Source organism: Streptomyces plumbidurans (assembly GCF_019857225.1).
GTDB classification, from domain to species: Bacteria; Actinomycetota; Actinomycetes; order Streptomycetales; family Streptomycetaceae; genus Streptomyces; species Streptomyces plumbidurans.
The window spans coordinates 25,287-37,043 of record NZ_JAFJSY010000066.1 but is presented as its reverse complement, the minus strand read 5'-3'; the positions used below and the strand labels follow the sequence as shown (position 1 = coordinate 37,043).

General features: G+C 72.1%; 9 protein-coding genes, 3 tRNA genes and 1 pseudogene. 5 read left to right on the top strand and 8 right to left on the bottom strand.

Translation table 11 applies throughout. The annotated features are described in order from the left end of the window. The 5 genes and pseudogenes from JYK17_RS31140 to JYK17_RS31120 all read left to right on the top strand — a co-directional run. A pseudogene (locus tag JYK17_RS31140) lies at positions 1–724 on the top strand (DNA polymerase III subunit gamma and tau); the annotation flags it as partial. A gap of 134 nt (positions 725–858) precedes the next feature. Then, positions 859–2,109, top strand: coding sequence for a phosphoribosylamine--glycine ligase (gene purD / locus JYK17_RS31135; protein WP_222811665.1), 1,251 nt, complete (start codon positions 859–861; stop codon positions 2,107–2,109). 385 nt (positions 2,110–2,494) lie between these two features. Then, positions 2,495–4,300, top strand: a complete 1,806-nt coding sequence (locus JYK17_RS31130; RefSeq protein WP_222811664.1) for a M48 family metalloprotease — start codon at positions 2,495–2,497, stop codon at positions 4,298–4,300. Between the two features lie 200 nt (positions 4,301–4,500). Next, the gene (locus JYK17_RS31125; protein WP_222811662.1) at positions 4,501–6,054 is read left to right on the top strand and encodes a N,N-dimethylformamidase beta subunit family domain-containing protein; all 1,554 of its coding nucleotides are present in this window, start codon (positions 4,501–4,503) and stop codon (positions 6,052–6,054) included. Positions 6,055–6,161: 107 nt separating this feature from the next. After that, positions 6,162–7,061, top strand: coding sequence for a phosphoribosylaminoimidazolesuccinocarboxamide synthase (locus tag JYK17_RS31120; protein ID WP_128802330.1), 900 nt, complete (start codon positions 6,162–6,164; stop codon positions 7,059–7,061). 49 nt (positions 7,062–7,110) lie between these two features. Here the strand turns inward: JYK17_RS31120 and JYK17_RS31115 are convergent. The 8 genes from JYK17_RS31115 to JYK17_RS31080 all read right to left on the bottom strand — a co-directional run bounded on the left by JYK17_RS31115 (position 7,111) and on the right by JYK17_RS31080 (position 11,593). Further along, positions 7,111–7,186, bottom strand: a tRNA-Gly gene (locus JYK17_RS31115). A 23-nt stretch (positions 7,187–7,209) separates the two neighbouring features. Further along, on the bottom strand, positions 7,210–7,824 hold the full coding sequence (locus JYK17_RS31110; RefSeq protein WP_108015698.1) for a response regulator transcription factor: 615 nt from the start codon (positions 7,822–7,824) through the stop codon (positions 7,210–7,212). Continuing rightward, on the bottom strand, positions 7,821–9,092 hold the full coding sequence (locus JYK17_RS31105) for a sensor histidine kinase (RefSeq protein WP_222811661.1): 1,272 nt from the start codon (positions 9,090–9,092) through the stop codon (positions 7,821–7,823). The genes JYK17_RS31110 and JYK17_RS31105 overlap by 4 nt, the downstream gene beginning before the upstream one ends. Next, the gene (locus tag JYK17_RS31100) at positions 9,074–9,853 is read right to left on the bottom strand and encodes an ABC transporter permease (protein ID WP_222811660.1); all 780 of its coding nucleotides are present in this window, start codon (positions 9,851–9,853) and stop codon (positions 9,074–9,076) included. The genes JYK17_RS31105 and JYK17_RS31100 overlap by 19 nt, the downstream gene beginning before the upstream one ends. After that, positions 9,850–10,788 (bottom strand): ABC transporter ATP-binding protein, encoded by a 939-nt coding sequence (locus tag JYK17_RS31095; RefSeq protein WP_108015701.1) that lies wholly within the window; start codon positions 10,786–10,788, stop codon positions 9,850–9,852. The genes JYK17_RS31100 and JYK17_RS31095 overlap by 4 nt, the downstream gene beginning before the upstream one ends. 137 nt (positions 10,789–10,925) lie before the next feature. Further along, a tRNA-Gly gene (locus JYK17_RS31090) sits at positions 10,926–10,998 on the bottom strand. An 81-nt stretch (positions 10,999–11,079) separates the two neighbouring features. Then, positions 11,080–11,151: transfer RNA gene (locus JYK17_RS31085), tRNA-Gly, on the bottom strand. Positions 11,152–11,275: 124 nt separating this feature from the next. Continuing rightward, entirely contained in the window at positions 11,276–11,593 is a 318-nt protein-coding gene (locus JYK17_RS31080) for a histone-like nucleoid-structuring protein Lsr2 (protein ID WP_108015702.1), read from the bottom strand. Between the last annotated feature and the right edge of the window lie 164 nt (positions 11,594–11,757).

The following is an 11,757-nucleotide window of genomic DNA, read 5'->3' as shown; positions in this document are numbered from 1 at the left end:
GGGCGGTGGCCGCCCGCCCGTCGCAGCACCCTCACCCGCGCCCGCAGCACCCTCATCCGCGCCCGCGACGCCCGCCCCCGCCGCCCCTCAGGCACCGGCGCCCGTATCCGCCCCGCCCCCCAGCGGCGGCCCCGACCCCCGCATGCTCTGGCCGAACATCCTGGAGGCGGTCAAGAACCGCCGACGCTTCACCTGGATCCTGCTCAGCCAGAACGCCCAGGTGACCGGCTTCGACGGCACGACCCTCCAACTGGGCTTCGTCAACGCGGGCGCCCGCGACAACTTCGCCAGCAGCGGCAGCGAGGACGTCCTGCGCCAGGCGCTGTCCGAGCAGTTCAACGTGCAGTGGAAGGTCGAGGCGATCGTCGACCCCTCCGGCGGCTCGGCCCCCGCACCGTCCGCCCCGTCCAACGGCGGCTACGGCGGAACCCCCGGCGGCTACGGCAGCGGAGCCCCCGGCGGTTACGGCGGTGCGCCCGCGCAGCGACCCGCGTCCGCGCCCGCCTCCTCCCCGGCGCCCGCATCCCCCTCCCCGGCACCGTCGGCCCCGTACACCGAGACCTCCGCGCCCAGGTCCGCCGCCCCGGAGCCACCACCGGTCTCCATCGAGGACGACATCCCCGAGGACGACGACCCCGACCTCAACGAATCAGCGCTCTCCGGCCACGAACTGATCGTGCGGGAGCTCGGGGCGACGGTGGTCGAGGAGTTCACGAACGAGTAGGGGAGCTCGCAAAAGGACAAAAGGGCAAACGAACAAAAGGGGACGGGCGCTGGAAACTCCAGCCCCTCCTTGGAGAAACCCACAACAAACCCACCCCCCGGACCTCGGCAGGAACGCCAGCTAGGCTGGCCCCCGTGAAGGTCCTCGTCATCGGTAGCGGCGCCCGCGAACACGCCCTGTGCCATTCCCTGTCCCTCGACCCCGGCGTCACCGCGCTGCACTGCGCCCCCGGCAACGCCGGCATCGCCGAGGTCGCCGAGCTGCACCAGGTCGACGCGCTGGACGGCAAGGCCGTGTCCGCGCTGGCCACCGAACTCGGCGCCGACCTGGTGGTCGTGGGCCCGGAGGCGCCGCTCGTCGCCGGTGTCGCCGACGCGGTGCGCGAGGCGGGCATCCCGGCGTTCGGCCCCGGCAAGGAGGCCGCGCGGATCGAGGGCTCCAAGGCCTTCGCGAAGGACGTCATGGCGGGGGCGGGAGTCCCCACCGCGCGCTCCTACGTCTGCACGACCCCCGCCGAGGTCGACACGGCCCTCGATGCCTTCGGCGCCCCCTACGTGGTCAAGGACGACGGCCTGGCCGCCGGCAAGGGCGTCGTCGTCACCGACGACATCGAGGCGGCGAAGGCGCACGCCGAAGCCTGCGAGCGCGTCGTCATCGAGGAGTTCCTCGACGGTCCCGAGGTCTCCCTCTTCGCCATCACGGACGGCGAGACCGTCGTCCCGCTCCAGCCGGCCCAGGACTTCAAGCGGGCGCTCGACGGGGATGAGGGCCCGAACACCGGCGGCATGGGCGCGTACTCCCCGCTGCCGTGGGCCGACCCGAAGCTGGTCGAGGAGGTCCTGCAGACCGTTCTGCAGCCCACCGTGGACGAGATGCGCCGCCGCGGCACCCCGTTCTCCGGCCTGCTCTACGCCGGTCTCGCGATCACCTCGCGGGGTGTACGGGTCATCGAGTTCAACGCCCGTTTCGGCGACCCCGAGACCCAGGTGGTCCTCGCCCGCCTGAAGACCCCGCTGGCCGGCGTCCTGCTCGCCGCCGCGAACGGCACCCTCGACGACCTCGCGCCCCTGCGCTGGAGCGACGACGCCGCGGTCACCGTGGTCGTCGCCTCGCACAACTACCCCGGCACCCCGCGCACCGGCGACCCCATCACCGGCCTCGACGAGGTGGCCGCCGAGGACGCCCCGCACGCGTACGTGCTGCACGCCGGCACCCGGCGCGACGGCGACGCGATCGTCAGCGCCGGCGGCCGCGTGCTGTCTGTCACTGCCACCGGCGCGGACCTGACCGAGGCCCGCAACCGCGCGTACAAGGCCGTCGCACGCATCCGCCTGGACGGCTCCCAGCACCGTACGGACATCGCGGCGAAGGCGGCGGGCGCCTGAGCGCCGACCCCTATCCCGCCATATCCCCGGAACCCCGCAGGCCCCGGATCCGTCTTGAATCGGGGGCCTGCTGCCGTTCCAAGAACCAATTCTGACGCCCTCCGGATTTGTCGAACCGAAGTCAAGAACACGGGCCTGATCTTCGCTGTCCGTCACCCACCTCTGACCAAAGCCATTCCATCGAGTGACCGATCCCCCATCCGGCTGACGGGCACCGGGGCCCCAACTATGGTGCGGCGCAAGCGGTCCGGCACTTGGCCCACCGGCATTGCGATGTCAGTGACGGGTGCCACAGTGGGGGAGTGAGCAACGCCAGGACAGCTGGACCTGGACATCCAGGACAGCTGGGCATCCAGAACAGCGGGGGAGGGGGTGAGGTCCGGTCATGACCGGTAGCGGAATGGGTGTGGAGGCGGGCGCGCAGGCGGCGCGTTCGAGGGCTCTTGCCGTGCTGCGCATCCGCAGCAGGGCACTGGCCGTGGCCTTGCTGCCCGCGGCCGTAGCGGTCGTGCTGCTGGCCGGCGCCTCCACGAACCATCTGGTGGGACCCGGCTGGAACGTGGCCCGCTGGGTCGTGATCCCTGTCGCCGTGCTCGTGCTGCTCGCCGCCTGTGCGATAGCCCTGATCGTCGCCCGTGCGCGTCCCGCCGTGAGCCCGACGGTCCCGATCGCCGAGGAGTCGGCCCCGGATCTGTACCGCTTGGTGCGCGACCTCGCCGACCGGCTCGCCGTCCCCGCGCCCTCGGCGATAGCGCTCACCCCGGACTGCGACAGCTGGCTCGAGGACCGCACCCACCCGGCCCACGGCCCGCCCCCGTCCGAGGACCGCCACGACGAGCTGGCGGGCGCACATGCCCCGCGCCGCCGCGGCACCGCGGCCCCGGTCCTCGTCATCGGCTCCCCCTTCCTGTGGTGGATGCGGGTCGGCGAGCTGCGGGCGGTGCTCGCCCCGGTCGTCGCCGGTACGGGCCCCTCGGCGCATCCCGACATAGCCGCGGCCCGCCGCTTCGTGCGCGGTCTGGACGCCGCGGTGGCCGTCGCCTCGACACCCGGGCGCTGCCCGCTGACCCGCCTGGTGTGCGCGGGCGTCGGCCGGGTGGCCCGGCTGCTGCTGCGCAGCTGCCAGGAGCACGCGACCCAGATGGAGCGGGGCGTCGCGGCGGCCGCGTCCGAGCGTGCACAGGCTGTGGACTACGGCCTGCGGATCGTGGCCCAGGAGCAGGTGGGCCTGGCGTACGCGGGCTGGGACCGGCTGCTGACCCGTGTCGCGCTGCCCGCCTGGCGGATGGGCCGCTGGCCCTCCCGCCTTGACGTGGGAGTCGTGGCCGCCCTCACCGAGCTCTCTCGCCGCGACCGACTGGCCGAGGGGTTCGCCTCCCGGCTGGGTGAGCGGCCCGCCTGCGATCTGCTCGAAGAACCGGGGACGGTGGACGAAGCGGCCTCCCTCCTCGCCGCCCGCCTCTTCCACGGCGGCCCCGCGGCCCCCGGCCCCGACTGGGCGCCGGTGAACTGGGACGAGTACCCGGACGAGATCGTCGACCGCAAATGGCGCACCGACGCCGCCCGGCTCCACCGGGTCCTGGACACCCTGGGCGTCACCCGGACCACGGACCCGTCCGCCCCCGCTGTGGACGGCCCGACCCTGGCCAGAATCCTGGACCACCTCTCGACCCCTCGACGCGAGGCCGAAGCCAAAGCCCAAGCAGAGGGTGAAGCCCCAGCAGAGGCCGAAGCCGAAGCAAAAGCCGAACCCCCCGCAGAAACCGACACCAACGCCGATACCGACGACCCACCCCCCAACAACCCCCGCTCCGCCACCCTCGCCGCAGGTATCACCGCCGAACTCGCCCGCGAGGGAGCCACAGACGCCCCCGCCGAGCGCACCACCCCCGCCACCGCCCTCTGGGACGACGCGGCGCTCCCCCTCTTTCCGCTCCAACCCCCGCGCACCGCACGCGAGTTGCTGGCCGACCACGTCACCGCGATGGTCTGCTGTGCCGCCATGGACACCGCGGGCGCCTCCCCCGGGCTCGACTGGCTCGACGGCCCGTCCCTCATCGTCAACGGCGAGCGGGCGACCGATCTGAGCCCCCGTGTTCTCAGCCTCGTGGAGGACGGCGACGCGGCCCCCTTGCGCACCTGGCTGCGCGAATCCGGCATACGACCCGAGAAGCCCGTCCGCCTCGTGTGACGCACACGCAGGACGCAGGACGCAGGACGCACAAGCAGCGGCGTAGCGGAGCACCACATTCCACTTTCGGCCAATTCGCAACGAATAGTGACCGCATGGGTGCGCAATGTGATGTGCTGGGACCGATCGGGCCCAGGGCAAGGGCTAGTGGCACACGAGACGCGACCAGACGCGATCACGGGGGATCGAGGGGAGCGACCATGGGGTCGGAACAGATCCGCCGCTGGGAATCCGGAGCGCTGGCGCACGCCGTGACCGACCCCTTCGGTCAGGGCCCGCTCCCCTGGCTCCGCGGCGGGGAGACGTACTTCAGCGACACCGGCCAGATGATCCCCTGGTACGTGGACCCACCCCAGCCGCCGGCCGCGGACGGCCACCCGAGCGCCCATGCCGCCCACGCCACCCCCACTCTCCACGCCCCGCATGCGACCCGCACCCCCCGCGTCCCGGCCCCCCGCTCCTCCGGCGGCCCCCGTTCCGCGGACGATGTCCACCGTCAGATCAAGGGCTTCATCTCCACCGGCGCGGTCGCTCCCGGCGAGGCCGTCGACTTCCACATCACGGTCGACCCGCCGCAGGAGTTCGCCGTCGACATCTACCGCATCGGTCACTACGGCGGCGACGGCGCGGCCAAGATCACCACCAGCCCCCGTCTCCCCGGCATCGTCCAGCCCCCGCCGCTCGCGGCCGACCGTACGGTCTCCTGCCACCACTGGTGGCTGTCCTGGCGGCTGCAGATCCCGTCGTACTGGAGCATCGGAGCCTATGTCGCCGTCCTGACCACGGCCGACGGCTACCGCTCCCACATCCCCTTTACGGTCCGCGACAGCAATCCGGCCGACCTGCTGCTCCTGCTGCCCGACGTGACGTGGCAGGCGTACAACCTCTATCCGGAGGACGGCCGTACCGGCGCGAGTCTCTATCACGCCTGGGACGAACAGGGTCGGCTGCTGGGCGAGTCCGAGGCGGCGACGACGGTGTCCTTCGACCGCCCGTACGCCGGCGCGGGCCTGCCCCTCCACGTCGGCCACGCCTACGACTTCATCCGCTGGGCCGAGCGCTACGGCTACGACATCGCCTACGCCGACGCCCGTGACCTGCACGCGGGCCGGGTCGACCCCACCCGCTACCGCGGCCTGGTCTTCCCGGGGCACGACGAGTACTGGTCGCCCACCATGCGCCGTAGCGTCGAACGGGCCCGCGAGCACGGCACCTCGCTCGTCTTCCTGTCCGCCAACACCCTGTACTGGCAGGTCGAGTTGGCCCCGTCCCCGTCCGGCGTCCCCGACCGGCTGCTCACCTGCCGCAAGCGCAGGGGCCCGGGGCGGCCCGTGCTGTGGCGCGAGATCGACCGGCCGGAACAGGAGCTGGTGGGCATCCAGTACGCGGGCCGGGTCCCCGAGCCGCACCCCCTGATCGTCCGCAACGCCGGGCACTGGCTGTGGGAGGCGACCGGTGCCGGTGAGGGCGACGCGATCGAGGAGCTGGTCGCGGGCGAGGCCGACCGCTACTTCCCGCGCGCCCCGCTGCCCGAGCACGAGGAGCGCATCCTGCTCGCCCACTCGCCGTACACCGACGCCGAGGGCGCCCGGCGCCACCAGGAGACGTCCCTGTACCGCGCCCCCTCCGGCGCCCTGGTGTTCGCTTCCGGGACGTTCGCCTGGTCCCCGGCCCTGGACCGCCCCGGCCACGTCGACGAGCGGGTCCAGCGGGCCACGGCGAACCTCCTGGACCGCATCTGCAAACGTGACTGAGCTCACGTAGGCCCACGTCAGCGCCCTGAGCCCGGTCACCCCCGCCCCGACCGATCTCCGGCATAAGGGAGAATCGAGTTTCTTGGACATCACCACGGGGAGGAACCGTGTCCGGATTCGTAGAAAAGCCCGAACCGATTCAGGTTCCGGGCCTGGTGCACCTGCACACCGGCAAGGTGCGCGAGCTGTACCAGAACGAGGCCGGCGACCTCGTGATGGTCGCCAGCGACCGCATGTCCGCCTACGACTGGGTGCTGCCCACCGAGATCCCCGACAAGGGCCGCATCCTCACGCAGCTCTCCCTGTGGTGGTTCGACCAGCTCGCCGACCTGGTCCCCCACCACGTCCTGAGTACCGAGCTGCCCCCCGGCGCCCCCGCCGACTGGGCGGGGCGCACCACGGTCTGCAAGTCGCTGCAGATGGTCCCGGTCGAGTGCGTGGCCCGCGGCTATCTCACCGGCTCCGGGCTCGTCGAGTACGACGAGTCCCGCACGGTCTGCGGCCTCGCCCTTCCCGAGGGCCTGGTCGACGGCAGCGAGCTGCCCGCCCCGATCTTCACCCCGGCCACCAAGGCGGCCGTGGGCGAGCACGACGAGAACGTCTCCTACGAGGAGGTCGCGCGCCAGGTCGGCGCCGACACCGCGGCCCAGCTGCGGCAGGCCACCCTCGCCGTGTACTCCCGCGCCCGCGACATCGCCCGCGACCGCGGCATCATCCTCGCCGACACCAAGTTCGAGTTCGGCTTCGACGGCGAGGACCTGGTCATCGCGGACGAGGTCCTCACCCCGGACTCCTCCCGCTTCTGGCCGGCCGACCAGTGGGAGCCGGGGCACGCGCAGCCGTCGTACGACAAGCAGTTCGTGCGCGACTGGCTGACCTCGCCCGCCTCCGGCTGGGACCGCAAAAGCGAGCAGCCGCCGCCGCAGCTGCCGCAGGAGGTCGTGGACGCGACGCGCGCCAAGTACGTGGAGGCGTACGAGCGTCTGACGGGCACCAGCTGGTCGTGACACGGGCTCGTAAAGCGAAAGCCCCCGGCCGGGACCGGGGGCTTTTCCATGGAGCGGACGACGAGGTTCGAACTCGCGACCTCAACCTTGGCAAGGTTGCGCTCTACCAACTGAGCTACGTCCGCAGTGCGCCGTGGCGCGGAAGCAACTATACCCAACCGCGCTCGCGGGCGAGCCGCACCGCCGCGTGCCGGTTCTCCGCCCCGAGCTTGGTGGCGGCGGACGACAGATAGTTGCGTACGGTCCCCTGGGACAGCGCGGCCCGGTCGGCGATCTCCGCGACGGGCGCACCGTCGGCTGCCAGTTCCAGCACCTCGGCCTCCCGCGCGGTCAACGGGGAGTCGCCGGATGCGATGGCGTCGGCGGCCAACTCGGGGTCGACGTAACGGTTCCCGGCATGCACCGTGCGGATGATCTCCGCGAGCCGCTGCGCGCTCACCGTCTTCGGGACGAAGCCGCGCACTCCTGCCGCGAGCGCCCGCTTCAGGTGTCCGGGGCGGCCGTGACTGGTGACGATCAGCACCTGGCAGTCGGGCAGTTCGGTCCGCAGGGATGTGGCGACCTTCACACCGTCGGCGCCCGGCATCTGCAGATCCAGTACGGCCACGTCCGGCTGGTGCGCCCGTGCCATGGCCAGCGCCTCCGGCCCGCTCGCCGCCTCGGCGACGATCACGAGGTCGTCCTCCAGTGCGAGCAGGGCGGCGAGCGCACCCCGGATGAGGTGCTCGTCGTCGGCGAGCAGCAGTCGTACGTCGGCGGTCATGCCGTGACCTCTCTCACGCTCAGCGGCACTTCGGCCACCACTCGGAACACATCCCCGCCGGCCGGCCCCGCCTCCAGCGTGCCGCCCACCGCCGACAGCCGTTCGCGCAGCCCGGCCAGTCCGGACCCGCGGCCGGGCGCGAGGTCGCGGGCGCCGTTGTTCTCGACGGTCAGGGTCACGTGCCGCTCGTCGCGGGCCAGTGCAATGTCACATTGCGCGGCATCCCCGTGGCGCAGCACGTTGGTCGTGGCCTCCCGCACCACCCACCCCAGCGCCGACTGCACCTCCATGCCCAGCCCGCCGCTCTCCCCGCGCACCGCGCACTCGATCCCGGCCGCGCTCAACACCCCCTGGGCGCCGCTGAGTTCGACCGCGAGGTCGACCTCGCGGTAGCCCCGTACGACGGCCCGTACCTCGCGCTGCGACTCCTGCGCGATGCGCTGCACCTCGATCATCTGCTCCACGGCCTCGGGCCGCCCGCGCCGTGCCAGTTGCACCGCGAGTTCGCTCTTGAGCGCGATGACGGCCAGGTTGCGGCCCATCACATCGTGCAGGTCCCGCCCGAACCGCAGCCGTTCCTCGGCGACGGCGAGCCGGGCCTCGACCTCGCGGGACCGTTCCGCCTCCCACAGCACGGACAGCGTCCAGGCGCCGCACCGGCAGGCCAGCAGCGAGAACAGCGCCCCGAACACGGTCAGGACCCCGAGCATGGCGATCGGGCCCGGTGCGGGGTCGGTCCAGCCGAAGGCGAACATGAGCGCCAGGGCGAGCACGGCCGACTGCCGCAGGAACACCCGCACGGGCGTGATGAGTCCGTACAGCACCCCGAAGGGCAGCAGCGAGGCGCCCACCGCGAGCCGGACGGCGACCGGTCCGGCGCCGTCCAGCAGGGCGAGCACCAGGGTCAGCGCCAGCGCGAGCCCCAGCAGGACGGCGGCCGGGCGCAGCGCCCCGGGCGGGAGTTCGGCGCGGCCCAGATAGCGGTCGAGGACGGGCCGGGTGAGCCGGTTGGCCTCCGCGCACTGCAGCGCGCCCACCAGCAGGAGCAGCCCGCCGACGGCCAGGGGCGCGGGCTGCCGCTCCAGGGCGCCCACCAGCGGCAGCGCCAGCCAGCTCAGGGTGAAGAACCAGGTGGTGGTGTACCAGGTCAGCACGGTCTGGAACTCGACCCGTTCCGCCTTGCTCCGCTCGCCCCAGTGACGCCGCTGCCAGCCCCGAATCCGCCCGAACACCACGCTCTCCCCGTCCGTCAGCGCCGCGGTTCCCACCGGAACCACCGCCGTACAGCAAACACCGCGAGCCCGGTCCAGGCCACCGTGGTCGCGACGGCGACGAGCACCTCGTAGCCGCTGAGCTGCCCGGTCCAGCCGCCGCGGACGAGCTGGATCGCCGGGGAGAGCGGCAGGAGTTCGCAGACGCGGGCCAGCGTGTCGGGCATGACCTCCGTGGGGACGGCGATCCCTGAGCCCACCATGGACACGAGCACCAGCGGCAGCGCGGTGACCTGGGCGCTCTCCACGGTCCTGGTGAGGGTGGCGGTGACCGCGGCGAGCGCGGCGCACAGCACCAGGCCCGCCACAAGGCCGAGGACGGTCAGATACGCGGCCCGGGGCGCCCCCGCGTCCAGCAGCACCGCACAGCCGACCCCGAGCACGAGGGCCTGGGCGAAGCCGACGCTGACGGCGGGCAGTGCGGTGCCCGTGAGGATCTCGGCGTCGCCGAGCTCGCCGGTGCGCAGCCGCTTGAGGACGAGTTCCTCGCGCCGGGCGACGTAGGCGCTGACCAGGGAGGTGTAGACGGCGAAGAGGAAGGAGAAGCCGATCGCGGCCGTCAGCATCACCGTGCCGATGCTCAGTCCCTGGGCCTCGAGGTCGATGCGGTCGACGGCGGGCCGCACGCTGAACGGCAGCGCGAGCGGCACGAGCAGCGCTGTGACCAGTGCGCCCCGGTTGCGGCCGAGCAGGGTGAGTTCCGCGCGGGCCAGCGCCTTGAGGCGGCGCCCGGTGGGAGCGGGAACGAGGGCGCTCATGCCGCCACCGCCCGCTCGCGCGCGATCCCGAGGAACGCCTCCTCCAGCGAGGCCGGGCGCACATCGAGCCCGTGCAGCTCCACCCCCGCCCGCTCGGCCCACACCAGCAGCCCGGTGGCGGTCCGCTGCAGCTCCCGGGTCCGCAGCCGTACGAGGCCGCCGTCCACCTCGTGCCCGCACACCCCCAGTTCGGCGAGCGGCGGCAGATCGCCGAGGAAGTAGCCCTCGGGCAGCCGGAACGAGATCCGCGAGGGCTGGCGTGCGGTCACCTCCAGCGGGGTGCCGGTGGCCGCGACGCTCCCCTCGTGCAGAATCGCGAGCCGGTCGGCGAGGCCCTCGGCCTCCTCCAGGTAGTGCGTGGTCAGCAGCACGGTCGTGCCGCCGTCGCGCAGGGCACGCACCAACTCCCAGGTGTCCCGGCGCCCTTCGGCGTCAAGGCCGGTGGTGGGTTCGTCCAGGAACAGCACTTCGGGCCGGCCGAGCAGCGCGAGCGCCAGGTCCAGGCGGCGCCGTTCGCCCCCGGACAGCTGCTTGACCCGTACGCCGGACCTGCCCGTCAGCCCGACGAGTGCCAGCGCCTCGTCCTCGGGGCGCGCCCCGCTCACACACCCGCCCCACATGCGGGTGGTCTCCGCGACGGTCAGCTCCGAGGGGAAGCCGCCCTCCTGGAGCATCACGCCGGTCCTCGGGCGTACGGCGGCCCGCTCCTCGTAGGGGTCGTGGCCGAGGACGCGCACCCGGCCCCCGGCCGGGCGGGCGAGCCCCTCCAGCAGTTCGACGGTGGACGTCTTGCCCGCGCCATTGGTGCCCAGCAGTGCGAAGACCTCGCCGCGGCCGACGGAGAACGAGATGCCGCGCACCGCCTCGAACCCGCCCCCGTACACACGCCGCAGGTCGGTAACCTCAATCACGTGTTCGTGTTCGTTCGTGTTCATGACTTCAGCGTCCCGGCGGTCCGGGGCGGCCGGCAGTGCGCGGTGTCATCGCTCGGCATGACAAATGTCAGAAGGTGGCCGCGAACGCGCGCACACGAAAAAGACCCCGATCCGTGAGGACCGGGGCCTTACTCCCGAGCGGACGACGAGGCTCGAACTCGCGACCTCAACCTTGGCAAGGTTGCGCTCTACCAACTGAGCTACGTCCGCATTGCTTCCGACCGGCTCCCACCGATCGGCGCGAGCACCAGCCTACCTGATCCACAACAGTGGTTCGGACCGGTGGTGCAGAGCGGGTGACAGGAATTGCACACTGCGCCTTCCCCCTGGAAGGGGGATGTTCTACTACTGAACTACACCCGCAAGTACTCCGTGAGCCGGGCCTTTCGGCCTCGCCCCTCGGCGTGCTCCAGACTCTAACTGACCAGGAGGGGTGCAGCGCAAGTCGGTTCTGCCGAGGGGCCGGTGACCGGGCGTCGGGCCGGGCTCACTGGGCCGCGCTGAACGCCTCGTAGACCTTCTTGGGGATGCGGCCGCGGGCCGGGACGTCCATCTTGTTGGCCTGGGCCCAGGCGCGCACGGCGGCCGGGTCGGGAGCGACCTCCGTCTGCCGGTAGGTCTTGCCGGACTTCGACCGCTTGCGGCCGGCCTCCACGTACGGCGCGAGCGCCTTACGCAGTTTCTTGGCATTGGCTGGATTCAGGTCGATCTCGTACGACTTGCCGTCGAGTCCGAAGGCGATCGTTTCCGCCGCTTCCGAGCCGTCGATGTCGTCAAAGAGCGTGACCACGACCTTCTGCGCCACGAATATCGGTCCCTTCGTACGGCACGCTGACAATTCATTTGTACCGTGCCCGACAATGCAATGTGAAGCCCGACTAAATCTGCCCGCGTGTCCGAGCGCAATAGGTATCGGGCATGGATCTCAGATTTTCCGGTAACTTTTCGCCCGCGGACACCTCCCGTCTC